The sequence below is a fragment of the Janthinobacterium sp. 1_2014MBL_MicDiv genome (genome assembly GCF_001865675.1).
Classification (GTDB): Bacteria; Pseudomonadota; Gammaproteobacteria; order Burkholderiales; family Burkholderiaceae_D; genus Janthinobacterium.
This window is the reverse complement of the sequence record NZ_CP011319.1, coordinates 4,602,314-4,626,733: the sequence shown is the minus strand read 5'-3', so window position 1 is coordinate 4,626,733 and position 24,420 is coordinate 4,602,314. Positions and strand designations below refer to the sequence as shown.

The following is a 24,420-nucleotide window of genomic DNA, read 5'->3' as shown; positions in this document are numbered from 1 at the left end:
AGAATATGCGGCAGGCACCCCTGACAGTGCCGGTCCTGGAGAGCGTAATGAAAGTACTGGTGGTGGATGATGATGTCGTTTCGCGCATGGTGCTGATGCACCTGATCGACAGCTGCGGCGTGCACGATATCGTGGAAGCCGAGGATGGCGCGGCCGCGTGGGAGCAGCTCGAAGGCGGGCTGCGGCCGGCGCTGTGCTTTTGCGACTTGCGCATGCCGCGCCTGTCGGGCATGGAACTGCTGCAGAAAATCCGCTCCGACAGTGCGCTCGACGCCATGCCGCTGGTGCTGGTCTCGTCCGCCAATGACCACGACACCGTGCGCGACGCCGTGCAGGCCGGCGCCGCCGGCTATATCGTCAAGCCATTCCAGCCGGAGCAGGTGCGCCAGCATATCGACGCCTGCTTCGACATGCCGCTCTTGCCGGCCGAGGCGCCGCAGGAGACGGCACGGCGTCTGGGCATCGATGACGAACGCCTGCTGGCGTATCTGACGGGATTCCAGGAACAGGTGGGCGCCGCCGGCGGGCAGGTCGATGGCTTGCTGGCGCGCGGCGAACCGGCCCAGGCGCGCCAGCTGCTCGAACGGCTGCACCTGGGCTGCCGCACCCTCGGCTTGCAGGGGGCGGCGGCCGACATGGCGGCCTTGCTGCAGGCGGCGGTGCTCGATGGCGACCAGCTGCCCACGGTGCTGGCCGCCCTGGCGCGCAGCGTGGCGCAACAGGCGCGCCTGCTGCGCCAGCAGGACGGCGACTGAGCACACGCCCGCATACGCTTTTCGCTTGCTGGAAAAATACTTTAGGTTTAAAGTATCTGCTTTCGGCGCATGCCCGCATGCCCGCAACCAGCCAGGATCAGCATGAACAGCGATCTTTCGGATTCCCCCGCGTCACCCCATGACGACTTCGCGCGCACGCACCTGCCGCCGCGCGCACTCTGGCCGCAGCTGTGCTTTGACTTGCCCGAGCTGCAGTATCCGGCGCGCCTGAACTGCGTCGCCGTGCTGCTCGATGACGCCGTCGCCGGCGGTGGTGGCGAGCGCATCGCCATCCATGCCGAAGGACAGCGCTGGAGCTACGCGCAGCTGGCGCGCCAGGTCGACCGCATCGCCCACGTGCTGCGCGGCGACCTGCGCCTGATGCCGGGCAACCGCGTGCTGCTGCGCGGCGCGAATACGCCGATGATGGCCGCCTGCCTGCTGGCCGTGCTGAAGGCTGGCTGCATCGCCGTGCCCACCATGCCGCTGCTGCGCGCGCGCGAACTGTCGACCATCGTGGCCAAGGCCGAAGTGAACGCCGTGCTGTGCGCGCAAGGCTTGCGCGCCGAACTCGATGGCTTGCCCGGCTTGCCGCCCATGCTGTGCTTTGGCGCCGACGACGCTGAACTGGAGCGGCGCATGGCGGCCCATGATGCGCCATTCGCCGCGCACGATACGGCGGCCGACGAGGTCTGCCTGATCAGTTTTACCTCGGGCACGACGGGCGTTCCCAAGGGCACGATGCACATGCAGCGCGACTTGCTGGCCATCTGCGACTGCTTTCCCCGTTCCATGCTGCAGGTGCGCGCCGACGACATCTTCATCGGCACGCCGCCGCTGGCGTTCACCTTCGGTCTCGGCGGCCTGCTGCTGTTCCCCCTGCGCTTTGGCGCGGCCACCGTGCTGCTGGAAAAGCTCACGCCCGAGGCCCTGCTGCGCGCCATCGGCGCCTATCAGGCCACCATCTGCTTCACGGCGCCCACCTTTTACCGCCAGATGGCGCCCCTGGCGGCCGGCCACGACGTGCGCAGCCTGCGCCTGTCGGTGTCGGCCGGCGAAGCGCTGCCGCTGGCCACGCGCGACGCCTGGCAGGCGGCGACCGGACTGGCCATGACGGATGGCATCGGCGCCACCGAAATGCTGCACATCTTCATTTCCGCCACGGGCGACGGTATCCGCCGCGGCGCCATCGGCAAGGCCATCCCGGGCTACCAGGCCTGTATCGTCGACGACGCCGGCGTGCCGCAGCCGCCCGGCGTGACGGGCCGGCTGGCCGTGAAGGGGCCGACCGGATGCCGCTACCTGGCCGATCCGCGCCAGCGCGAGTACGTGCTCCATGGCTGGAACCTGACGGGCGACACCTTCGAGATGGACGGCGATGGCTATTTCTATTACCGCTCGCGCAGCGACGACATGATCGTCTCGGCCGGCTACAACATCGCCGGCCCGGAAGTGGAAGAGGCGCTGCTGCGCCATCCGGCCGTGGCCGAATGCGGCGTGGTCGGCCGCGCCGATGCCGAGCGCGGCCAGATCGTCGAGGCGCACGTGGTGCTGAAGGATGGTTTTCCTGCCGGCGACGCGCTGGCGGCCGAACTGCAGGACTTCGTGCGCCAGCAGATCGCCCCCTACAAGTATCCGCGCGCCATCCGCTTCCTTTCCGCCTTGCCGCGCACGGAAACGGGCAAGCTGCAGCGTTTCAAACTTCGCACGGACACCCCATGAATATCGTCTGCATCGGCGGCGGCCCCGCCGGCCTGTATTTCAGCCTGCTCATGAAAAAGCAGAATCCGGAGCACCGCATCACGGTCATCGAGCGCAACCGCCCATACGACACGTTTGGCTGGGGCGTCGTGTTTTCCGACCAGACCCTGGGCAACCTGGCCGGCGCGGACGAGCCGACGGCGCGCGCCATCCTGCAGGCGTTCAACCACTGGGACGATATCGAGATCCATTTCAAGGGCCAGAGCGTGCGCTCGGGCGGCCACGGCTTTTGCGGCATCGGCCGCAAGCGCCTGCTCAATATCCTGCAGGAGCGCTGCGAGGAACTCGGCGTGGAGCTCGTCTTCGAAACGGAAGTCCAGGACGACCAGGCCATCGCGCGCCAGTATGGCGCCGACCTGGTGATCGCCAGCGATGGCTTGAACAGCCGCATCCGCACGCGCTATGCGGCCAGCTACCAGCCCGACATCGAGGCGCGCCATTGCCGCTTCGTCTGGCTGGGCACGCGCAAGCAGTTCGAGGCCTTCACGTTTGCCTTCCGCCAGACGCCGCACGGCTGGTTCCAGGCGCATATCTACCAGTATGACGGCGACACCTCGACCTTCATCGTCGAGACGCCGGAAAGCGTGTGGCGCGCGGCGGGCCTCGACAGCATGAGCCAGGAAGAGAGCATCGCCTTCTGCGAGGTCCTGTTCGCCGAGGAACTCGACGGCCATGGCCTGCTGAGCAATTCGCCGCATTTGCGCGGCTCGGCCATGTGGATCACCTTTCCCCGCATCGTCTGCCGCCAGTGGCTGCACTGGCAGGACGGCGTGCCGCTGGTCCTGATGGGCGACGCGGCCCACACGGCGCATTACTCGATCGGCTCGGGCACCAAGCTGGCGCTGGAGGACGCGATCGAACTGGCGCGCTGCCTTGGCCAGCATGCCGATACGGCTGCCGCGCTGGCCGCCTACCAGCAGGCGCGCGCCGTCGAAGTGCTCAAGCTGCAAAGCGCGGCGCGCAATTCCATGGAGTGGTTCGAGAACGTCGAGCGCTACAGCGCCATGGAGGCGCCGCAGTTCGCCTATTCCATGCTCACGCGCAGCCAGCGCATCTCGCATGAAAACCTGCGCCTGCGCGATGCCGCCTACGTGGACGATTATGAACGGTGGCTGGCGCGGCGCGCCTGCGAAGAGGCTGGCGTGGAGGTGCCGGACGGTCCGCTGCCGCCGATGCTCACGCCGTTCAGGCTGCGCGGCGTGCTGCTGAAGAACCGCATCGCCGTCTCGCCGATGGCGCAGTACAGCGCCGTCGACGGCGTGGCCGGCGACTACCACCTGATGCATCTGGGCGCGCGCGCCATGGGCGGCGCCGGTCTCGTGTTTGCCGAGATGACGTGCGTCTCGGCCGATGCGCGCATCACGCCCGCCTGTCCCGGCATGTACAGCGAGGCGCACACGCAGGCCTGGCGGCGCATCGTCGATTTCGTGCATGCGAACAGCGATGCGAAGATCGCCCTGCAGCTGGGCCACGCGGGAGCGAAAGGCTCGACGCGTCCCATGTGGGACGGCATCGACCTGCCGCTCAAGGAGGGCAACTGGCCGCTGCTGGCGGCGTCGGAGCAGCAATACCTGGCCGGCGTGTCGCAGACGGCGCGCGCGGCGCAGGAAGACGATATGGCGCGCATCGAGCACGATTTCGTGCGCGCCACGCTGGCGGCGGCGGCGGCCGGTTTCGACTGGCTGGAACTGCATTGCGCGCACGGCTACCTGCTGTCGAGTTTTATCTCGCCGCTGACCAACCGCCGCACGGACGAGTATGGGGGCAGCCTGGACAACCGCTGCCGCTATCCGCTGCGCGTGTTTCGCGCCATGCGCGCGGCCTGGCCGCAGGACAAGCCGATGAGCGTGCGCATTTCGGCCCACGACTGGGTCGAGGGCGGCATCACGCCCGATGACGCGGTGCTCATCGCGCGCCTGTTCAGGCAGGCCGGCGCGGACCTGATCGACTGCTCCTCGGGCCAGGTCAGCAAGCTGGAACAGCCCGTGTATGGACGCATGTTCCAGGCGCCGTTCGCCGACCGCGTGCGCAACGAGGCGGGCATCGCCAGCATGGCCGTGGGCTCGATCTTCGAAGCCGACCACGCCAACAGCATCATCGCCGCCGGGCGCGCCGACCTGTGCGCCGTGGGCCGGCCGCACCTGGCCAACCCGGCGTGGACCCTGACGGAAGCGGCGCGCATCGGCTACAGCGGCGCGGGCGCGGGTGCCGCCTGGCCGAAACAGTACCGGCCGGGCCAGCAGCAGCTGGAACGCAATCTGCTGCGCGAGCGGCAACTGGCCGCCGCCAGCTCGGGCCTGAGCCCGCAACAGGTGGCCGCGCGGCTGCTGGAAGGATGACATGACGACGCAAGCATTGATGGACAAGCACGCACTGGTGACGGGGGCCGGCAGCGGCATCGGCCTCGCTTGCGCGGGCGTCCTGCTCGATGCGGGGGCCAGGGTCACGCTGGCCGGGCGCGACGGCGCGCGCCTGGCGCGCGCGCGCCTGCAGCTGGAAGAGGGCGGCCATGTGGGCAGGGTGGCCATCTGCGTGCTCGACGTGAGCGTGGAAGCGTCCGTGCAGGCCGGTTTCGCGCAGGCGGCCGCGCATTTCGGCCGCATCGACATATTGGTCAATAATGCGGGCCAGGCGCATGCGGCGCCGTTCGGCAAGACCGATGCCGCCATCTGGCAGCAGATGCTGGCCGTGAACCTGACGGGTGTGTTCCACTGCTGCCAGGCGGCCATGCCGGGCATGCTGGAGGCGGGCTGGGGGCGCATCGTCAACGTGGCGTCGACGGCGGGCTTGAAAGGCTACCGTTACGTCAGCGCGTATGTCGCCGCCAAGCATGGCGTGATCGGCCTGACGCGCGCGCTGGCGCTGGAAGTGGCGCCGCGCGGCGTGACCGTCAACGCCGTCTGCCCCGGCTACACGGAAACGGAGATGGTGGCGCAGGCGGTGCAGAATATCGTGCGCAAGACGGGGCGCGGCGAGGATGCGGCGCGCGCCGAGCTGGCGGCCGCCAACCCGCAGCAGCGCCTGGTGCAGGCGCGCGAAGTGGCCGATGCGGTGGCGTGGCTATGCCTGCCCGCGTCATCCGCCATGAATGGGCAATCGATCGCCGTCGCCGGCGGCGAGGTCATGTAAACAAGATGGATATGATGAATAAAGAACTTGATGCCGCAAGCGATGGCGACGCGGCCGAACCCGTGCTGGACCTGGCCAGCCGCCTGACGCAGGACCACCACCAGTCGCTCAAGCTGTGGCTGCGCATGCTGTCGTGCACGGTGAAAATCGAAAACGAGGTGCGCACGCGCCTGCGCGCCAGCTTTGGCATCACCTTGCCCCGCTTCGATTTGATGGCGCAGCTCGAGCGCTTTCCCGATGGCTTGCGCATGGGCGAGCTGTCCCGGCGCATGATGGTCACCGGAGGCAATATCACGGGCATCACCGACCAGCTGGAGCAGGAAAAGCTGGTGGTGCGCGTGGTCGATCCGAAGGACCGGCGCTCGTACAGCGTCAAGCTGACGCCGGCCGGCCGGCGCGCCTTCGACGAGATGGCGCGCGTGCACGAAGGCTGGATCGCCGAACTGCTGCAAGGCGTCACGCCGGACGACAAGACGCAACTGATCGACCTGCTGTCGCAGATGAAGCAGCAGCTGAACGACACGATAGACAAGTAATCCAACGATAAAGGAAGCACCATGCGCCATCTTCCCGGCCAGCCGCAAGCACTGCCTGGCAACCGCGCCAGCCTGGCCAGCTACGCCGCGCGGCATTTCCTGTTCACCGTCGATGCCGGCGTCGCCACCTTGACCCTGCACCGGCCCGAGCGCAAGAATCCGCTGACCTTCGATTCCTACGCCGAGCTGCGCGAGCTGTTCCGCGCGCTGGCCTACGCCGACGACGTCAAGGCCGTCGTGATCGCCGGCAGCGGCGGTAATTTCTGTTCGGGCGGCGATGTGCACGACATCATCGGGCCCCTGACGCAGCTCGACATGCCCGGCCTGCTGGCCTTTACGCGCATGACGGGCGACGTGGTGAAAGCCATGCGCGCCTGTCCGCAGCCCGTCATCGCGGCCATCGACGGCATTTGCGCCGGCGCCGGCGCCATGCTGGCGCTGGCTTCCGACATCCGCATCGGCACGGCGCGCAGCAAGACGGCCTTTCTGTTTACCCGCGTCGGCCTGGCCGGCTGCGACATGGGCGCCTGCGCCTTGCTGCCGCGCGTGATCGGCCAGGGCCGCGCCGCCGAACTGCTGTACACGGGCCGTTCGATGGCGGGGGCCGAGGCGGAACGCTGGGGCTTTTTCAACCGCCTGGCCGAGCCGGAGGAATTGCTCGAGGCGGCGCGCCTGTTCGCCGCCGGCCTGGCCGGCGGCCCCACCTTCGCGCACGGCATGACGAAGAAAATGCTGCAGCAGGAGTGGAGCATGGGCGTCGACGAAGCCATCGAGGCGGAAGCGCAGGCGCAGGCCATTTGCATGGCCACCAACGATTTCCACCGTGCCTATCACGCCTTCGTGGCGAAGGAACAACCGCAGTTCGAGGGCGATTGAGCATGGAAAAGACACGCGACACCACTTACCTGGACTGGCCATTCTTCGAGGCGCGCCATGCGGAGCTTGAGCGCCAGCTCGATGCCTGGGCGACGCGGCACCTGGACGATGCGCATGGCGGCGATGTCGATGCGGCTTGCCGCGCGCTGGTGGCGCAACTGGGGCAGGGCGGCTGGCTCGCGCATGCCACGGGCGCCGATGGCCAGATCGACACGCGCGCCATTTGCCTGATCCGCGAAACCCTGGCGCGCCACAATGGCCTGGCCGATTTCGCCTTTGCCATGCAGGGCCTGGGTTCGGGCGCCATCGGCCTGTTCGGCAGCGCGGAAAACAAGGCGCGCTACCTGCCGGACGTGGCCAGCGGCAAGCGCATCGCCGCGTTTGCCCTGTCCGAGCCGCAGGCCGGTTCCGACGTGGCGGCCATGGCGTGCGCGGCGCGGCGCGACGGCGACGATTACGTGCTCGATGGCGAAAAGACGTGGATCTCGAATGGCGGCATCGCCAACTTTTACGTGGTCTTCGCGCGCACGGGCGAGGCGCCGGGGGCGCGCGGCATCAGCGCCTTCATCGTCGACGCCGACAATCCCGGACTCGAGATCGCCGAGCGCATCGCCGTCATCGCGCCGCACCCGCTGGCGCGCCTGCGCTTTGCCAATTGCCGCGTGCCCGTGTCGCAGCGCCTGGGCGAGGCGGGGCAGGGCTTCAAGGTGGCGATGGCCACGCTCGACGTGTTTCGCACCTCGGTCGCCGCCGCCGCGCTGGGCTTTGCGCGGCGCGCCTTCGACGAAGCGCTGCGCCATGCCACGGCGCGCCAGATGTTTGGCCAGACCCTGGCCGATTTCCAGCTGACGCAGGCCAAGCTGGCGCAGATGGCGACCGGCATCGACGCGGCTGCCCTGCTGACCTACCGCGCCGCCTGGCAGCGCGACCAGGGCCGCAAGGTGACGAAAGAGGCGGCCATGGCCAAGCTGACGGCCACCGAGACGGCGCAGCAGGTGATCGACGCAGCCGTGCAGCTGTTTGGCGGCCTGGGCGTGGTCAGCGAGCACCCGGTCGAACGCCTGTACCGGGAAATCCGCGCGCTGCGCATCTACGAAGGGGCCAGCGAGGTACAGCAGCTGATCATCGCGCGCGAGTTGCTGCGCGAGGCGGGCCACGCATGAACAACGAGGAAAATCCTATGCAAGTGTTACAACCGCCCGGATGGGCAAGACCGCGCGGCTATGCGAATGGCGTGGCGGCCAGCGGACGCAGCGTGTACGTGAGCGGCATGATAGGCTGGGATGCGCAGGGCCAGTTCCATACGGATGACTTCGCGGGCCAGGTGCGCCAGGCGCTGCAGAACGTCGTCGCCGTGCTGGCCGAGGCGGGCGCCTTGCCGGAACATATCGTGCGCATGAACTGGTATGTGCTGGACAAGCAGGAATATGTGGCGGCATATCCACAGATCGGCATCGCCTACCGTGAGCTCATCGGCAAGCATTTCCCCGCCATGACGGCGGTGCAGGTGGCCGGCCTGATCGAGGACAGGGCGCGCGTCGAGATCGAAGTGACGGCGGTGGTGCCGGGCTGAATTTCTGCTATGAAATATTGCGTACTAGCATCTAAATAATAAATATAAAAACATTATCTATCGTGTTATATTTGGCAACCGGAAAATACGCCGGTTTTAAATACTGACAGTCGAGGTAGAGGATGCACAATAATTTCAGAGCAGCAAGAAGCGTGGTGCTGGCCGTGGCCGGCATGGGTGTTTGCCTGGGTGCCCAGGCCGGATCCGGTACGTCACTACTCTCTCCCGGCTATCAGGCGCAGCTGGAAACCTGGCTCGGCGAGGGCCGCCTGGCGCTGACGAATGTCTACAGCAAGGCGACGGGCGACACTTCGCTCGATTTTCACAAGGCATCCGATGGCAAGGGGCGGACCTTTTCCATCATGGAAGCGACGAATGCCTCGGGGCAAACCTGGCTCGTCGGTGGCTACAATCCGCAAAGCTGGAGTTCCACCGATGGCATGCATGTGACCATGGAGGACAGCCAGCGCACGGGTTTCCTGTTCAACCTGACGGCGGGCTTCATGCTGCCGCAACTGAAGCAGTATTTCAGCGGCGATGGCATCGGCAGCGGCCAGACGTACAACAAGCACGACTATGGCCCCACCTTTGGCGTCGGCCATGACCTGTATGTGCCGCAGGACTTGACGCATGGCGGCTATTCCTCCCTGTACACCTATAATTACCATGGGCAACCGGCGAGCGGCATCAGCCTGATCGATGGTTCCAGTTTCACGAACCCGAACATCACGTATGGCGCGATCCAGGTGTTTACCATCAGCGCGGTGCCGGAACCGGCCACCTATGGCGTGCTGCTGGCGGGGTTGATCTTGCTGGCTGGCATGCATGTGCGCCAGCAGCGGACAAGCTTGCGCGCCCGCACCTGAATGCGGCAGTCGCGCTGATATCGGGTACGCTTGCGCGTGCCGCTGGAGCGGCGCGCCATGTCGCCTGCCGCGTCCGGCATGGCGTCCATCGCGCCGCACCTGCATCGCCGGAAAAATGTTTGATGGTCATCAGCTCATCGCTAGTCTCCTGGGCTGGATGCTGTCGTATGAACAACCACCCACGCTTGGGATCTTGTAGTGTTATTTAATACCTTTTCATTTTTCCTCGTTTTCCTGCCGCTGGCGCTGCTGGGCTACTTTGTCCTGTCACGCTATTCGTTGCGCCTGTCCATCATTTTTCTATTGCTGGCCTCGGTGGCATTCTATTGTTACTGGGATATCGCCTTCCTGCCTTTGCTGGCCCTGTCCATCTGCACCAACTTTGCCGTCGGGCGCAGCATTTCGCTGCACCATGGCCAGGGCAGGCTGCGCCAGGCCAAGCTGTGGCTGATTGGCGGCCTCGTCTTCAATCTGTCCCTGCTCGTGTTTTTCAAGTATTTTGACTTCCTGCTGAGTAATATCGCCGCGCTCACGGGAGCGCCCATCGAGCCCATCGGGATTACCTTGCCCATCGGCATTTCCTTCTTCACCTTCACGCAAATCGCCTATCTCGTCGATTGCCACGCCGGCAAGGTCAAGGATTATCAGCCTGAAAGCTACGGCTTGTTCGTTACGTATTTTCCGCACCTGATTGCCGGCCCCATCCTGCATCACAAGGAGATGATGCCGCAGTTCTCGGAGCCGGCCCGGCATGTCCCGCACCGCGGACGGCTGGTGGTGGGCCTGAGTTTCTTTACCATCGGCCTGTTCAAGAAGGTCGTCCTGGCCGATGGTGTGGCCCGCTTCGTGGGGCCGGTCTTCGACCTGCACCATCAGCACCTGAGCATGCTCGAAGCCTGGGCCGGCGCGCTGGCCTATACCTTCCAGCTGTATTTCGACTTTTCGGCGTATTCCGACATGGCCTATGGCCTGTCGTATATGTTCGGCATCGTCTTGCCCATCAATTTCAACTCGCCGTACAAGGCGGCGTCCATCATCGATTTCTGGCGCCGCTGGCATATCACGCTGTCCAATTTCCTGCGCGACTACCTGTACATTCCGCTGGGCGGCAATCGCAAGAGCGCATTCCTGCGCTACCGCAATCTGCTGCTGACGATGCTGCTGGGCGGACTGTGGCATGGCGCCAACTGGACGTTCTTGCTGTGGGGAATGTTGCATGGTATTTATCTGATCATTAACCATGCCTTGCGCCATGTGCTGGGCGGGCGCAGCAACTGGGCGCTGCGCCTGGGCGGCGCGTGCGCCACCTTCCTGGCCGTGGTCGTGGCCTGGGTCTTCTTCCGCGCCACGTCCGTGGGCGTGGCGCTGGACGTGCTGCATGCGATGTGGGGCGGCACCCTGACGCCGGCCATGCGCGAGACCGTGCTGGGCATGAACCGCATCATGGAGCTCGGCAGCTGCCTGGGGTGGCTGGGCGCCTGCGCCGCGATCGCGTTCTTTTTGCCGAATGCCTATGAGCTGCTGGGCCGTGGCTTGCGCCTGGAGCAGGAAAGCCGCCTGGAAGGCCGGCGCGGCAACCTGTTGCTGGGCGCCTTGTTGTTGCTGTGCCTGTTCCTGCTGTCGATCAGCGAGACCCGCGGCGTATCCGAATTTCTGTACTTTAACTTTTAAATCATCATGCGTTCATCCATTACGATAGGAATCGGTGTGCTGCTGATGGCGCTGGTGCTCGAGGCCGTGTTGCAGTGCCTGCCGGTGTCGTCCGGCCTGCGCCTCGAGCAAAGCAGCGCCAGCATGCCGCTCAGCCGCTACCTGCCCCGGCAGGAGTATGTGTATTCCCATGGCTGGGCATTGTCGAATGCGCGCCGCGGCGTCACCAACGGGCAGGGGTTTGCCAATTCCGCCGAGTTCAAGGCCGATGCCGCCGTGCTGGTGCTGGGCGACAGCTTCGTCGAAAGCCTGATGCTCGACTACCCGGACACCCTGCAGGGGGAACTGGATCGCATGCTGGGCGGCGCCGTGGTGTCGGCCGCCAGCTCGGGCAACGGCCTGGCCGATACGCTCGAGATGCTGCGCCACTACGCGCCGCGCCTGCATCCGCGCAACGTGGTCGTGCTGATCGATTCGGGCAATCTGAACAACCTGCTGTTGCCCGCGCCGCGCAGCCACAGCCAGTTCGTGGCCGGTCCCGATGGCGTGCGGACGGTCCACGTCGACTATGCCGAATCAAAGCTCAAGCGCTGGCTCGCGCACTCGGCCCTCGTGCGCTATACCTATTACAACCTGAAGCTGCCGGACTGGATCTCGTCGCTGCGGCGCGAAGCTCCCGCACCAGGGGGCGGCGATGCCGCGCCGGCGGCGCGCGACCAGATGCTGGCCTACTATTTTGCGCAGCTCAAGGCGGTGCCGGGCGCCGCCGACAGGCAAGTGGTCTTTGTCGTCGATGGCGAGCGCAACACCTTGTACGAGCCGAAAAAGGGCAAGCCGTCGTGGCATGGCGACGACCGCCAGGTGTTCATGGCGCAGGCCCGGCAACATGGCCACATCGTGGTCGACATGCAGCCCGTGTTCGAGGAACATTGGCGCCAGCGCGCCGAGCGGCTCGATTTCCTGCCGATGGATGGGCACTGGAACAAGGTGGCGCATGGCCTGGCCGCGCAGCATGTCTTGCCCGTGCTGTTGCCGGCCCGGCAGCCATAGCGCGGAGCGCTGCACCGCGCCAGGCGGATTTTCCATCGCGCACCGGCGCGCGCTATGTCCATGGCGCGCGCCACCCTGTATAATGCCGCTGCGCGTGTCGCCATCGTACAATGGATAGTACAAGGTCCTCCTAAGACTTAAATGCAGGTTCGATTCCTGCTGGCGACACCACGTTTCCACGCAACGCGCGTCGGCAGCCTGTGATCATCCAGGCGTAGTTACCGGTCGATGGCGATTGAAGTCCGAGTTATCGGTACAATGCGTGCTTCATTCATCCAATCGGCGGCTGTTTTGCGCACCATGCGGTGTGCAGGTAACGGCGCCCGAGCACTCTTACTCATTATGGCTGTCATTTCTCTTTCATCGGCGCAACTTGCGTTCGGTCACGTCGCGCTGCTCGATTACGCGGAATTTTCACTGGAAACCTCGGAGCGGGTCGGTCTGATCGGCCGCAACGGCACGGGGAAATCCTCGTTGCTGAAGGTTATTTCGGGCAAGTTCAAGCTCGATGACGGCTTGTTGGTCATGCAGCAAGGCATCAAAATCGCCTACGTGGAGCAGGAACCGCAATTCGATCCGGAGATGTCGGTGTTCGACGCCGTCGCTTCCGGCATGGGCGAATCGCAGGCATGGCTGAAGGAATACGACGCGTTGACGGGCCAGTTTGGCCAGGGCAACGACGATGAATTGATGGAACGCATGCACGACATCCAGGTCAAACTCGATGCGGCCGATGCGTGGAGCTTGCCGAACAAGGTGGAAACCGTGCTCGATCGTCTGAACCTGACGGGCGACATGCTGATGAAAACCCTGTCGGGCGGGATGCAGAAGCGCGTCGCGCTGGCGCGCGCGCTGGTCTCGGCGCCGGACGTGCTGCTGCTCGATGAGCCGACCAACCATCTGGATTTCACTTCCATCCTGTGGCTGGAAGGCTTGCTGCGCGACTTCAAGGGCAGCGTGCTGTTCATTACCCATGACCGCTCCTTCCTCGACAACGTTGCCACGCGCATCATCGAGCTCGACCGCGGTCGCTTGCTGTCGTATCCGGGCAACTTCACGGCGTACCAGACCCGCAAGGCCGAGCAGCTGGAAATCGAGGAAGTGGAAAACGCCAAGTTCGACAAGTTCCTGGCGCAGGAAGAAGTATGGATACGCAAGGGCGTCAAGGCGCGCCGCGTGCGCGACGAAGGCCGCGTGCGCCGCCTGGAAGCGCTGCGCCTGACGCGCAATGCGCGTCGCGAACAGCAGGGCCAGGTAAAGCTGGACGTATCGGCTGGCGAACGCTCGGGCAAGATCGTGGCGGACCTGGAAAACGTCTCGAAGATCTATGGCGACAAGGTCATCGTCAAGGATTTCAGCGCCACCATCTTGCGTGGCGACAAGGTCGGCCTGATCGGCGCCAACGGCGCCGGCAAGACCACCCTGCTGAAGATGATCCTCGGCGAAGAACAGTCGGACACGGGCACCATCCGCCTGGGCACCAAGCTGCAGGTGGCGTATTTCGACCAGATGCGCACGCAGCTGAACGAAGAGGCGAACCTGATGGAAACCATCGCCCCGGGCAGCGACTGGGTCGAGATCAATGGCCAGCGCCGCCACGTGATGACTTACCTGAACGATTTCCTGTTCGCCCCGGAACGCGCGCGTTCGCCCGTCAAGTCGCTGTCCGGTGGCGAGCGCAACCGTTTGCTGCTGGCGCGCCTGTTCGCCAAGCCGGCCAACGTGCTGGTGCTCGATGAGCCGACCAATGACTTGGATATCGATACCCTGGAATTGCTGGAAGAGTTGCTGGAAGAATACACCGGCACCGTCTTCCTCGTCAGCCATGACCGTACCTTCCTCGATAACGTGGTAACGCAGGTCATCGTCGCCGAAGGCGAAGGCAAGTGGCGCGAATTCGTCGGCGGCTATACGGACTGGGAGCGCGTGCGCACCTTGCCGGTCGCCACGGCGCCGGCCAGCAAGCCCGCCGTCAAGGCCGAAGCGGCCGCACCGGCCGCCAAGCAGAAAAAGCTCAGCTACAAGGAGCAGCGCGAGCTCGAGGAATTGCCCAAGCTGATCGCCAAGCTGGAAGACGAGCAATCGGTGCTGGCCGCCGAGCTGTCGCATCCCGACTTCTACAAGAAGACGCCGGCCGAGGGCAAGCGCCTGAACGCGCGCGTGGCCGAGATCGAAAGCGAACTGCTCGAAGCGCTGGAAAAATGGGAACAGATCGAGGCGCGCGCCAACGCTTGATAGTTTTCCCCCTCTCCTGTTGTAATTAAGTTAGGATTATTTGCCACGGCAACGGTTCAGCTTGATATAATTATATAATTATATTTTTTACATCGGGGGATGCATGTTTGTCATGAAAAACACGCGCTCCGGACCACCGCGTCCGGCGCGTGATCCTGTCGCGGAAGCGCGGCACCATGTTTGACCGTGCCGCCTTGCCCCGGGTAGCGCCATTCCTCGCCTACCTTTCCTTCATCTTCATCGCCGACATGCTGGGCCGGCTCGGCTTTGCCGCGCAGGATTTGCGCTGGCTGTACGCCGTCAAGATCGGCGTCGTGCTGGGCATGCTGCTGTACTGGCGCCGCAGCTACACGGAACTGGCCTGGGTGCCATTGGGCGCGCGCGCGCTGGCCGTGGCGCTGGTGGCCGGCATTGTTGTTTTTTTGCTGTGGATCAACCTCGATGCGGGCTGGATGACGGTCGGCAGCGCCGATGGCTTCGACCCCCGCAATGAGGGCCGGATCGAATGGAGCCTGGTCGTGCTGCGCATCGCCGGAGCAGCCTTGGTGGTGCCCGTGATGGAAGAGCTGTTCTGGCGCTCCTTCCTGCTGCGCTGGATCGACGCCCCGGACTTCCTCGCCTTCCAGCCCCGCCTGGCCAGCGCCAAGGCCTTTGTCATCAGCGTCGTGCTGTTTGGCTTTGAACATAATCTGTGGCTGGCGGGCATTGTTGCCGGTGCCGCCTATACTCTGCTGTACATGCGCAGCCAGTCATTGTGGTCGCCCATTCTGGCGCACGGCGTCACGAATGGCGTGCTGGGTCTCTGGATTGTTTCCGGTGGATACTGGACTTACTGGTAATATTGCCAATCAACTGTTTGCTCTCTCAAAAGACGATATCCCATGTTGAATTCCCCGCCAAAAAGCCACCGTCGCCGGCCGTCTCAGTCGCCCGGCATGCCGCTCATGTCTGTCCTGCGCGCCGCCTGCGTGCTCGTGGCCGGCGGCATGGCCAGTTCGTCGGCCATGGCCTCGCTCAGCGATACCATTTTCCCGTTCCTGGCGACGTCGTATTCGTATGACGACAATCTGTTGCGCCTCGACGACAATGTCCCCGGCTACAACGGGCCCCGTTCCGATACATCGCGCCAGATACAGGCGGGGTTTCTCGTCAACCGGCCGATCGGACGGCAGGTCCTGACGGGGCAGGCCAAGTGGTCGCGCGTGTCGTTCCAGCATTTTGACCAGTTTAACTACAACGGCAAGGATTTCCTGGCCGATCTTGAATGGCATCTCGGCAATCATCTCGAGGGCCATGCGGGCGCCCTGTATTCGCAAACCCTGACGCCGTTCAGCGATTTCCAGAGCACCGAACGCAATTTGCGGACGCGCCAGCGCGAGTACGTCGACGGCGGCTGGCGTTTTCATCCGAGCTGGCGCGTGCGTGGCGCTTACAGCCGGGAACGTTACTCGTATGACCTGCTGTCGCAGCGCGTGTCCAATCGCGAGGAAAAGGCGACGGAACTGGGGCTTGATTATTTGCCAGCAAGCAATAGTCGCATCGGCGTGCAGTTGCGACATGTTAATGGCAGCTATCCGAACCGCGTCAACGGTGGCCAGTTCGGCGTCGACGATGGCTATACCCAGGATGAGATCAAGGCGAATATTTACTGGATCTACAGTGCCATTACCCAGGTGCAGGTGTTAGGCGGTTGGGTGCGCCGCAGCCATTCCTTCTATTCGGGGCGCGATTCGAGTGGCGCCAACGGCCGTGTCGTGGTGAACTGGGCGCCGCTGGGCAAGGTGCGTTTCACCGGCTCCCTGTGGCATGAGTATGGCGTCGTGGAAAATGCGCTGATTTCGAGCAGTCTGAATAATGGCGCCAGCGTGGCCGCGGCCTGGGATATCACGTCCAAGGTGCGCATGGATGCCCAGGTGCGGCGCGAGAAGCGCGACTTCTCGGCCGCCAGCGGGCTGGTCTTTCCTGTTGACGTCAGCGATACGACGCGTACCGAGTCGCTCGGGCTGACCTATGCGCCGCAGCCGAATATCCAGCTGGGTCTGAACGCCTTCCGCGATACCCGCAAAGGCGCCCCTATTATCAATACGGGCAGCTACCGCGCCAAAGGCGTTTCCTTTAGTGCCAGTGTCCAGTTCTGAAGAGTATTATGACGGTCAATGATATACCCCTGATTTCGTTTTTCCAGCGCATCCTTGATCCCTTGATCATCATGGGCACGCTGTACCTGTTGTCCGCCTTGTCGGGCTCGCCCTTTACCGGCTATTCGCTGGTACTGATGATATTGGCGTTTTTCATTTCTTCGTCCGTGTTCCAGTATGTCGACCCCTACCGCACCTGGCGCAGCGGCCGCATGCTGGCGTATGCGCGCGATGTTTTCGTCAGCTGGGGCATCACGGCCCTGATCCTCGTCTTCCTCGGTTCGGCGACGGGGCTGGCGTTCCATTACGACCGCGAGCTGGTGCTGGCCTGGTTCGTGCTGACCCCGTTCATACTGCTGCTCAGTCATCTGGCCGCGCGCCGCATGGTGGCCGATCCGGGGCGCGACAGCGAGGTGCGTTCCGTCGTCATCATCGGCGCCAATGATGCCAGCCTGAAATTTGCCGCCACCGTGGAGCGCAATCCGAACCTGTTCATGAGCGTGCGCGGCTTTTTCGACGACCGCACCGATGACCGCTGGCCCGAGACGATGCGCGAACCGATGCTGGGAAAAATGGCCGATATCGCCGCCTATGTGCGCGAACACAATATCAAGATGATATTCATCAGCCAGCCCATTTCGGCCCAGCCGCGCATCCGCAAGATGCTCGATGAGTTGCAGGATACGACGGCTTCCGTGTACTTCCTGCCCGATATCTATATCTTCGACCTGATGCAGGCGCGCTTCGACAATGTGGGCGGCATGCCCGTGATCGCCATCCGCGAATCGCCGTTCACGGGCTTTAACAGCATGGTCAAGCGGGGCAGCGACATCGTGCTGGGCTTGCTGATCCAGATCATGCTGCTGCCCGTCATGCTGGTCATCGCCATCGCCGTCAAGTCGACGTCGAAGGGGCCGGTGATCTTCCGCCAGCGCCGCTACGGCCTGTATGGCGAAGAGATCATCGTCTATAAATTCCGCTCGATGACGGTCAGCGAGGATGGCGACAAGGTGGTGCAGGCCACCAAGAACGACCAGCGCGTGACGCGCGTGGGCGGCTTCTTGCGCCGCAGTTCGCTCGATGAGTTGCCGCAGTTCATTAATGTGCTGCAGGGACGCATGAGCATAGTCGGGCCGCGTCCGCATGCCGTGGCGCACAACGAGCAGTACCGCAAGCTGATCAAGGGCTACATGCTGCGCCACAAGGTCAAGCCGGGCATTACCGGCTGGGCGCAGGTGAATGGCTTGCGCGGGGAGACGGAAACACTCGACAAGATGGAGGCGCGCATCCATTTCGACCTCGATTACCTGCGCAACTGGTCGCTGTGGCTCGACTTGTGGATCATTTTGCGCACCGTCAAGGTGGTGCTGAAGCGCGACAACGCGCATTGAGCGCGGGCCCGTTGCCGGCACGCGCACGGCTGGACTTGAATATTTTTTGCAGGGAATTAATAAGCGTTAAAATGACGCAATCATGCAAGGTTTCAAATGTCCGGCTCCCGGAGCTGGCTGAACAGTGATGTGACGAGCCATCAGACGATTATGAGGCAAGCACGGCGACATGGTGTGGACGGCGGCATGCTGCCTGGCGGCGGGCCAGCCGCGCGCCATGCGCGCCGGCGTGTCGCCCGGCCAGCCTCGCACGTGGCCGCCTTGCACAACATGCTGCTCCAAGAGGACCGGCCCCATCCCCGCCGCTCTCCCGCATTGGCCTGTGCCCAATTGCCGTGCGGCGTGACGGCAGCGAGTGTTTCCGCGCGAGAAATATTGCCCTGTGAAAACCATTTACTGAGATGCATGCCATCCAAGGCTTGTGTTTCTAACGAAACAGTTGTTTTTAAGACCTTTTAATAGTTTTTTAAGCAAATAGTTTCCTAGCAAGCTAGTACACTGTGTATCATATTTATAATATTGACAATCATGTGGTCGCAACCCATAATTTCAATCGAAATCTGTTTTTTTGACAATGTTTTGTTGTTAAGTGAGTTATCATCACGTTCACAAAACTATCAGCGGATTTCCTTACCTGAACTGAAGGAGTCATTTTGAACCAACCGCAAATCGCCCGTGTGTCTTCGAGCAAGCCCGCCATGCCTTCCCGTCTGCTGTGCGCAGGCCTGGTCGTGCTGGCCGTCGCAGGATTGTCTGCTTGTGGCAACAAAGAAAAAAAGCCCGGCCAGGCGCTGGCGAGTGTGAATGGGGAGGAAATTACCGTCCTGCAGCTCAATGAGGAAATGCAGCGCGCCAACGTGCAGGCGCCGCAGCAGGAAGCGGCCAGCAAGCAGTTGCTGGAATCGCTGATCGACCGCCAGCTGCTGCAGAACGAGGCGGCCAAGGACAAGACGGACCGCGATCCCAAAGTGGTGCAGGCGATCGAACGCGCCAAGGCGCTGATCGTTGCGCAAGCCTACATGCAAAAGCGCATCGGCACGATCGCCCGTCCCACCAAGCAGGAAGTGGAAGAGTACTTCCACAAGAATCCGCAATTTTTCAGCGAGCGCAAGCAATTCGACATGCGCGAACTGGTGATCGCCAGCGCCGACATGAACGACCAGCTGAAGGCGGCCATGGATAGCGCCAAGACGCTCGACGACGTGGCGGCCTGGCTCGAGACGCACAAGGTCAAGTTTGCCCGCACCCAGCTGTCGCGCACCAGCGCCGACCTGGCGCCCGAGCTGAGCGCGAAATTGCTGTCCATGCCGAAGGGCCAGCTGTTCATCATCCGCGAGGGCGACCGCACGCTGCTCATCTCCCTGGCCGATATCCGCGACAATCCCGTGACGCTGGCGCAGGCCGCGCCGCAGATCGAACAATTTTTGTTCAACAAGAAAAACAAGGATGCCGCCGACGCTGAGCTGAAGCGTCTGCGCGCCACCGCCAAGATCGAATACCTGGGCAAGGATGGCGCTCCCGCCGCCGCAGCGGCAGCGGCCAGTGCCGCAGCGCCTGCCGCGCCGGCCCCGGCAGCCGCGGCTCCGGCCGCACCGGCGCAGGGTTCCTCGGAAGCAAATGATCGTGGCGTTGCTGGCTTGAAGTAAGTCGCAGCATTTTAGGTAAGTAACTCATCAATGGAATAAACGAATCATGAAACGACTTCTGATGTGGTGCATGGCCACCCTGTTGGCCCTGAGTGCCGGTTTTGCCGGCGCTGCCGACGTACAGCTCGGCGCCGGCGACGTATTGAAAATTTCCGTCTATGGCAATCCCGACCTGGCGCTCGAAACGCGCGTCAGCGAGGCGGGCGAAATCACCTTCCCCCTGGTCGGCAATGTGGCCCTGGGCGGCTTGTCGGTCTCGGCAGCGGAAAAAAAGCTGGGCGGCTTGCTGGAAAGCGGCGGCTTCCTGCGCAAAGCGCAGGTCAACATCATCGTGACGCAGCTGCAAAGCCAGCAAGTGTCGGTGCTGGGCCAGGTCAACCGTCCCGGGCGCTATCCGATTGAAGGCAAGCGCAGCCTGATGGACATGCTGGCCATGGCCGGCGGCGTCAGCCAGGATGGCGGCGATGCCGTCAGCCTGATCCGCAAGCGCAACGGCAAGACGACGCGCGAAGTCATCGACATCGTCGACATGGTGCGTTCGGCCGACCTGAACCGCGACCTCGATGTGGCCGGCAACGACGTCATCTTCGTCGAGCGCGCGCCGCGCTTCTATATCTATGGCGAAGTCCAGCGTCCGGGCGCCTTCCGCCTCGAGCGTTCGATGACGGTGCTGCAGGCCTTGTCCGTCGGCGGCGGTCTGACGCAGCGTGGCACCGAGCGCGGCATTCGCATCAAGCGCCGCGACGAGGCTGGCAAGCTGGAAATCATCAACGCCAAGCATGACGACCTGCTGCAAGTTGACGATATGGTGTACGTGCAGGAAAGCCTGTTCTAAGCCGCTGTCCGTATCTTTCCGGCGCAAGCCGGATGTTTTTCATTCTGTGTTGAGGTTTCCCCATGAATTTGTCACAGCTCCTACTGATCCTGCGTGCGCACAAGAAGTTGATCTTGATCACGCTGCTGGTCACTGTCCTCGGCACGTTGTCGATCAGTTTGCTATTGCCTAAAACATACAAGGCGACAAGTTCGTTGCTCTTGAACTACAAAGGTGTCGATCCCCTGACGGGCCTGGCCATGCCGGGCCAGTTGTTGCCTGGTTTTATGGCGACGCAAATCGACATCATCAGCAGCAAGAACGTTGCCTTGCGCGTCGTCGACCATTTGAAACTGGCGGAAAGCCCGGCCGTGATCGCGCAATTCAATGAAGCGACGGAAGGCAAGGGCGGCACCGTGCGCGACTGGCTGGCCGATCTGCTGCTGAAAAAGGTGGAAATCGTGCCATCGCGCGAAAGCAGCGTGGTCGACATCAGCTTCAAGGGCAGCGACCCGCAGTTCGTCGCTGCCGTGGCAAATGCCTTCGCGGACGAGTACCAGAAGACCAGCATCCAGCTGAAGGTCGATCCGATGCGCCGCGTCTCGACGTATTTCAGCGAACAGACCAAGCTGCTGCGCGATAACCTGGAAGTGGCGCAAAGCAAGCTTTCCAAATACCAGCAGGACAATGGCATCGTCAGCGTCGACAACCGCCTCGATGTGGAGTCGAACCGCCTGAATGACTTGTCGGCGCAGCTCGTCATGGCCCAGGGCCAGTCGATGGAAGCGTCGTCGCGCCAGCGCATGGCGCAGGGCAGCAATGGCATGGCCTCGCCCGACGTGTCGTCCAATCCGCTGATCCAGAATTTGAAGATTGGCCTGGGCAATGCCGAAGGCAAGCTGGCGGAAATCGCCCAGCGCCTGGGCCGCAATCACCCGCAATACGAGAGCGCCAAGGCGGAAGTCGACAAGCTGCGCGCCGACCTGCGCGAACAGCTGGCCAATACCTCGAATAGCGTGGGCAACAATGCGCAGATCCTGCAGCAGCGCGAAGGCGCCGTGCGCGCCGCCCTGCAGGCGCAAAAGGCCAAGGTGCTGGAACTGAACCGTACCCGCGACGAGATGGGCGTGCTGATGAAGGATGTCGAGAGCGCCCAGCGCGCCTTCGACGTGACGTCGCAGCGCCTGTCGCAAACGCGCATCGAAGGCCAGGCCGAGCAGTCGGATATTTCCGTGCTCAATCCTGCCGTGCCGCCGATCGACCCGGCCGGTCCGCGCGTGCTGCTCAATACCTTGCTGTCGATTTTCCTCGGCACCTTGCTGGGCGTGGGCCTGGCGATCGTGATCGAGATGCTGTATCGCCGCGTGCGTTCGGAAGCCGACTTGCAAGAAACGCTGCAGATTCCCGTCTTCGGCGCCATCGACTGGAATGCCCGCAAGTCGCCGCGCAAAAAAGGTGTGTTGAACGGCATTCTGCCGCGCCGCCTGCGCTTACGTTAAACATGGATATGACGATGAACCAAGCCGCGCTCCCCATTTCGATGAACACCGTGCCACGTACCGGCGACTCCAGTATTGGCGGTCTGCTGCTCGAGTCGGGCAAGATCACGCCCGAGAACGCAGAACGCGTGCTGCGCATGCAGAAGGAACTCGGCATCCGCTTCGGCGAAGCGGCCCTGCGCCTGGGCCTGATCACGGAAGCCGATATCCAGCAAGTGCTGGCACGCCAGTTCGATTATCCCTACCTGCAAAAAGGCGAGGGCAAGTATTCGGAGCTGCTGGTGGCAGCTTATGAACCGTTCAGCCCGCAAGTGGAAACCCTGCGCGCGATCCGCAGCCAGGTCATGCTGCGCTGGTTTGCCCGCGGGCACAAGGCGCTGGTGGTGCTGGGCGGCGCGTCCGGCGACGGCGCCAGCCTGTTTGCGGCCAACCTGGCCGTCGTGTTTTCGCAGCTGGGCGAACGCACGCTGCTGGTCGACGCCAACTTGCGCAATCCGCGCCAGCATGAAATTTTCGATGTCCAGACGCGCCAGGGCCTGTCCGACGTGCTCGCTGGCCGCGCCCAGCTCGACGCCATCACCAAGGTCGAATCGTTCGTCGACCTGTCCGTGCTGGGATCGGGCACATTGCCGCCGAATCCGCAGGAGTTGCTCAGCCGTAGCTCGTTTGCCAGCCTGAACACGGAACTCGAGTCGCTGTTCGACATCGTCATCTATGACGTGGCCGCATATGCGCTCGGTTCCGACGCGATGGCCATTGCGGCACGCGCCGGCGGTGTGCTGATCGTGGCACGCAAGAATCAATCCTTGTTGAGCGATATCAACGCCATGGCCGAGCAGATCGTGCAGAGCGGCGCCAAGGTGGTCGGTTCCGTGATGGTGGACTTCTAAATGAATACGCAAGCCAAGCGGTGGTCGGGCCTGAACTTGCAGCAATGTAAGGAATACTTGCCGGAATGGCTGCCGTTGGCCATCGGCCTGCTGGCCATGTATATCCCGTCCTTTACCGGCCTGTTCACCGGTATCTGGGCCACGGAAGAGCAGGCGCATGGCCCCATCATCCTGGTCCTGTCGCTGTGGCTGATCTGGCGCAACTGGCCGGGCATGCTGGAAAAGACCCGCGGCAGCGAACCTACCGCGCTGGGCTGGGTGGTGCTGGCCATCGCCCTGATCCTGTATGTGCTGGGCCGTTCGCAACATATCATGGCCTTTGAAATCGGCTCCTTCATCTGGATGCTGGCGGCCATACTGTTGCTGAAGCGGGGCTTGCGTGCCTTGAAAGTGTTGTGGTTTCCCTTCTTCTTCATGCTGTTCATGGTGCCCTTGCCGGCCCAGATCGTGATCATGCTGACGATGCCGATGAAGATGGCCGTGTCGTACGTGGTCGAGCACCTGCTGTTCTTTGCCGGCTATCCGATCGCCCGCACGGGCGTGATCCTGCAGATCGGCCAGTACCAGCTGATGGTGGCCGACGCGTGCGCCGGCCTGCAGACCCTGCTGTCGCTGGAGGCGCTGGGCCTGTTTTACCTGAACGTCGTGCGCCACACGTCGGCGCTGCGCAATATCGCCCTGGCCATCCTGATCATCCCGATCTCGTTCTCGGCCAACGTCGTGCGCGTCATCGTGCTGACCCTGATTACCTATTACTTCGGCGATGCGGCGGGGCAGGGCTTCCTGCATGGTTTCGCCGGCATGGTGCTGTTCATCACGGCGCTGATCCTGATCCTGTCTGCCGATACCTTGTTGCAATGGATCGTTAAATTGCGCGCGCGCACTGCATCGGGGAGCCAGGCATGAAATCGATGACCAATTCCGTCAAGGTCAGCGTGCTGGCCGGCATCCTGATGGTGGCGTCGGCCGGACTGGCCAAGCACTTGACGCCGAGCGTCAAGATTGCCGACAGCAAGAGCCAGTTCCAGCTCGCGGACATCATCCCCGTGGCGTTCGGTGGCTGGACCATCGACACGACCATCATTCCGCTGCAGGTCGATCCGGAAACCCAGGCGCGCCTGGACAAGATCTACAACCAGACCCTGTCGCGCACCTATGTCGATCCGCAAGGCAACCGCGTCATGCTGTCGATCGCCTACGGTGGCGACCAGAGCAGCAATATGGCCGTCCACCTGCCGGAAGTGTGCTATGGCGCACAGGGCTTCGAGGTGCAGAAGTCGGGCCGCAGCGAGCTGCGCACCGATTACGGCACCTTGCCGGTGAAACATTTGTATGCCACGAATGGCCCGCGCCAGGAGCCGATCACCTACTGGATTACCGTCGGCGACAAGGCGCTCACGCCGGGCCTGGACCAGCGCATGCAGGAATTGCGTTACGGCTTGAGCGGGGCGATTCCCGATGCCATGCTGGTGCGCGTGTCGAGCATTGACAGCGACACGGGCGCCGCCTACGCGATACAGGAAGGTTTTGTGCGCGCCATGTTGTCGGGCATGAAGCCGCAGGACCGCGCGCGCATCATCGGCAACTTCCCTGGATAAGCGGAGCGCAATG

21 protein-coding genes and 1 tRNA gene are annotated in these 24,420 nt (G+C 63.3%); all 22 read left to right on the top strand.

Translation table 11 applies throughout. The features are described from left to right. The first annotated feature begins 47 nt into the window (after positions 1-47). On the top strand, positions 48-755 hold the full coding sequence (locus tag YQ44_RS19910) for a response regulator (protein WP_071324859.1): 708 nt from the start codon (positions 48-50) through the stop codon (positions 753-755). Between the two features lie 102 nt (positions 756-857). After that, positions 858-2,477 carry an AMP-binding protein gene (locus tag YQ44_RS19905; RefSeq protein ID WP_071324858.1) on the top strand — a complete coding sequence of 540 codons (1,620 nt, stop codon included), beginning with the start codon at positions 858-860 and terminating at the stop codon, positions 2,475-2,477. After that, positions 2,474-4,855 (top strand): bifunctional salicylyl-CoA 5-hydroxylase/oxidoreductase, encoded by a 2,382-nt coding sequence (locus YQ44_RS19900; protein ID WP_071324857.1) that lies wholly within the window; start codon positions 2,474-2,476, stop codon positions 4,853-4,855. Before YQ44_RS19905 ends, YQ44_RS19900 begins: the two co-directional genes overlap by 4 nt. Before the next feature lies 1 nt (position 4,856). Next, a complete protein-coding gene (locus YQ44_RS19895) occupies positions 4,857-5,645 on the top strand; it encodes an SDR family NAD(P)-dependent oxidoreductase (RefSeq protein WP_071324856.1) in 789 nt (262 codons plus the stop codon). Between the two features lie 11 nt (positions 5,646-5,656). Then, entirely contained in the window at positions 5,657-6,181 is a 525-nt protein-coding gene (locus YQ44_RS19890) for a MarR family winged helix-turn-helix transcriptional regulator (protein ID WP_071326639.1), read from the top strand. Between the two features lie 21 nt (positions 6,182-6,202). Beyond that, entirely contained in the window at positions 6,203-7,057 is an 855-nt protein-coding gene (locus YQ44_RS19885) for an enoyl-CoA hydratase family protein (protein WP_071324855.1), read from the top strand. Between the two features lie 2 nt (positions 7,058-7,059). Further along, the gene (locus tag YQ44_RS19880) at positions 7,060-8,220 is read left to right on the top strand and encodes an acyl-CoA dehydrogenase family protein (RefSeq protein ID WP_071324854.1); all 1,161 of its coding nucleotides are present in this window, start codon (positions 7,060-7,062) and stop codon (positions 8,218-8,220) included. Positions 8,221-8,237: 17 nt separating this feature from the next. Continuing rightward, positions 8,238-8,630: a RidA family protein gene (locus tag YQ44_RS19875; RefSeq protein ID WP_071324853.1), complete on the top strand. Its 393-nt coding sequence runs from the start codon at positions 8,238-8,240 to the stop codon at positions 8,628-8,630. 122 nt (positions 8,631-8,752) lie between these two features. Further along, positions 8,753-9,496, top strand: a complete 744-nt coding sequence (locus YQ44_RS19870; protein WP_071324852.1) for a PEP_CTERM-anchored TLD domain-containing protein — start codon at positions 8,753-8,755, stop codon at positions 9,494-9,496. 198 nt (positions 9,497-9,694) lie between these two features. Continuing rightward, on the top strand, positions 9,695-11,167 hold the full coding sequence (locus YQ44_RS19865; RefSeq protein ID WP_071324851.1) for an MBOAT family O-acyltransferase: 1,473 nt from the start codon (positions 9,695-9,697) through the stop codon (positions 11,165-11,167). Positions 11,168-11,173: 6 nt separating this feature from the next. Then, positions 11,174-12,196: a hypothetical protein gene (locus YQ44_RS19860; RefSeq protein WP_156894918.1), complete on the top strand. Its 1,023-nt coding sequence runs from the start codon at positions 11,174-11,176 to the stop codon at positions 12,194-12,196. A 96-nt stretch (positions 12,197-12,292) separates the two neighbouring features. After that, a tRNA-Arg gene (locus tag YQ44_RS19855) sits at positions 12,293-12,367 on the top strand. Positions 12,368-12,538: 171 nt separating this feature from the next. Beyond that, positions 12,539-14,431, top strand: coding sequence for an ATP-binding cassette domain-containing protein (locus tag YQ44_RS19850; RefSeq protein WP_071324849.1), 1,893 nt, complete (start codon positions 12,539-12,541; stop codon positions 14,429-14,431). 176 nt (positions 14,432-14,607) lie between these two features. Continuing rightward, on the top strand, positions 14,608-15,270 hold the full coding sequence (locus YQ44_RS19845) for a CAAX prenyl protease-related protein (RefSeq protein ID WP_071326638.1): 663 nt from the start codon (positions 14,608-14,610) through the stop codon (positions 15,268-15,270). A gap of 42 nt (positions 15,271-15,312) precedes the next feature. Beyond that, a complete protein-coding gene (gene epsL, locus YQ44_RS19840) occupies positions 15,313-16,569 on the top strand; it encodes an XrtB/PEP-CTERM-associated polysaccharide biosynthesis outer membrane protein EpsL (RefSeq protein WP_071324848.1) in 1,257 nt (418 codons plus the stop codon). An 8-nt stretch (positions 16,570-16,577) separates the two neighbouring features. Continuing rightward, a complete protein-coding gene (locus YQ44_RS19835; RefSeq protein WP_071324847.1) occupies positions 16,578-17,960 on the top strand; it encodes an undecaprenyl-phosphate glucose phosphotransferase in 1,383 nt (460 codons plus the stop codon). Positions 17,961-18,658: 698 nt separating this feature from the next. Next, positions 18,659-19,606, top strand: coding sequence for an EpsD family peptidyl-prolyl cis-trans isomerase (locus YQ44_RS19830; RefSeq protein ID WP_071326637.1), 948 nt, complete (start codon positions 18,659-18,661; stop codon positions 19,604-19,606). Between the two features lie 46 nt (positions 19,607-19,652). Continuing rightward, on the top strand, positions 19,653-20,441 hold the full coding sequence (gene epsE / locus YQ44_RS19825; protein ID WP_071324846.1) for a polysaccharide export protein EpsE: 789 nt from the start codon (positions 19,653-19,655) through the stop codon (positions 20,439-20,441). A 62-nt stretch (positions 20,442-20,503) separates the two neighbouring features. Then, positions 20,504-21,919, top strand: coding sequence for a chain length determinant protein EpsF (gene epsF / locus YQ44_RS19820; RefSeq protein ID WP_071324845.1), 1,416 nt, complete (start codon positions 20,504-20,506; stop codon positions 21,917-21,919). Between the two features lie 14 nt (positions 21,920-21,933). Then, on the top strand, positions 21,934-22,809 hold the full coding sequence (epsG, locus tag YQ44_RS19815; RefSeq protein ID WP_071326636.1) for a chain length determinant protein tyrosine kinase EpsG: 876 nt from the start codon (positions 21,934-21,936) through the stop codon (positions 22,807-22,809). Further along, a complete protein-coding gene (gene xrtB / locus YQ44_RS19810; RefSeq protein WP_071324844.1) occupies positions 22,810-23,715 on the top strand; it encodes an exosortase B in 906 nt (301 codons plus the stop codon). Then, a complete protein-coding gene (gene epsI / locus YQ44_RS19805) occupies positions 23,712-24,407 on the top strand; it encodes an exosortase-associated protein EpsI, B-type (protein ID WP_083411968.1) in 696 nt (231 codons plus the stop codon). The genes xrtB and epsI overlap by 4 nt, the downstream gene beginning before the upstream one ends. The last annotated feature ends 13 nt before the right edge of the window (positions 24,408-24,420 follow it).

Excerpts from the sequence above, each read along its gene's own strand:
- YQ44_RS19910 (WP_071324859.1), top strand. The coding sequence starts at position 48 with ATGAAAGTACTGGTGGTGGATGATGATGTCGTTTCGCGCATGGTGCTG.
- YQ44_RS19905 (WP_071324858.1), top strand. The coding sequence starts at position 858 with ATGAACAGCGATCTTTCGGATTCCCCCGCGTCACCCCATGACGACTTC.
- YQ44_RS19900 (WP_071324857.1), top strand. The coding sequence starts at position 2,474 with ATGAATATCGTCTGCATCGGCGGCGGCCCCGCCGGCCTGTATTTCAGC.
- YQ44_RS19895 (WP_071324856.1), top strand. The coding sequence starts at position 4,857 with ATGACGACGCAAGCATTGATGGACAAGCACGCACTGGTGACGGGGGCC.
- YQ44_RS19890 (WP_071326639.1), top strand. The coding sequence starts at position 5,657 with ATGATGAATAAAGAACTTGATGCCGCAAGCGATGGCGACGCGGCCGAA.
- YQ44_RS19885 (WP_071324855.1), top strand. The coding sequence starts at position 6,203 with ATGCGCCATCTTCCCGGCCAGCCGCAAGCACTGCCTGGCAACCGCGCC.
- YQ44_RS19880 (WP_071324854.1), top strand. The coding sequence starts at position 7,060 with ATGGAAAAGACACGCGACACCACTTACCTGGACTGGCCATTCTTCGAG.
- YQ44_RS19875 (WP_071324853.1), top strand. The coding sequence starts at position 8,238 with ATGCAAGTGTTACAACCGCCCGGATGGGCAAGACCGCGCGGCTATGCG.
- YQ44_RS19870 (WP_071324852.1), top strand. The coding sequence starts at position 8,753 with ATGCACAATAATTTCAGAGCAGCAAGAAGCGTGGTGCTGGCCGTGGCC.
- YQ44_RS19860 (WP_156894918.1), top strand. The coding sequence starts at position 11,174 with ATGCGTTCATCCATTACGATAGGAATCGGTGTGCTGCTGATGGCGCTG.
- YQ44_RS19850 (WP_071324849.1), top strand. The coding sequence starts at position 12,539 with ATGGCTGTCATTTCTCTTTCATCGGCGCAACTTGCGTTCGGTCACGTC.
- YQ44_RS19845 (WP_071326638.1), top strand. The coding sequence starts at position 14,608 with ATGTTTGACCGTGCCGCCTTGCCCCGGGTAGCGCCATTCCTCGCCTAC.
- epsL (WP_071324848.1), top strand. The coding sequence starts at position 15,313 with ATGTTGAATTCCCCGCCAAAAAGCCACCGTCGCCGGCCGTCTCAGTCG.
- YQ44_RS19835 (WP_071324847.1), top strand. The coding sequence starts at position 16,578 with ATGACGGTCAATGATATACCCCTGATTTCGTTTTTCCAGCGCATCCTT.
- YQ44_RS19830 (WP_071326637.1), top strand. The coding sequence starts at position 18,659 with ATGCCTTCCCGTCTGCTGTGCGCAGGCCTGGTCGTGCTGGCCGTCGCA.
- epsE (WP_071324846.1), top strand. The coding sequence starts at position 19,653 with ATGAAACGACTTCTGATGTGGTGCATGGCCACCCTGTTGGCCCTGAGT.
- epsF (WP_071324845.1), top strand. The coding sequence starts at position 20,504 with ATGAATTTGTCACAGCTCCTACTGATCCTGCGTGCGCACAAGAAGTTG.
- epsG (WP_071326636.1), top strand. The coding sequence starts at position 21,934 with ATGAACCAAGCCGCGCTCCCCATTTCGATGAACACCGTGCCACGTACC.
- xrtB (WP_071324844.1), top strand. The coding sequence starts at position 22,810 with ATGAATACGCAAGCCAAGCGGTGGTCGGGCCTGAACTTGCAGCAATGT.
- epsI (WP_083411968.1), top strand. The coding sequence starts at position 23,712 with ATGAAATCGATGACCAATTCCGTCAAGGTCAGCGTGCTGGCCGGCATC.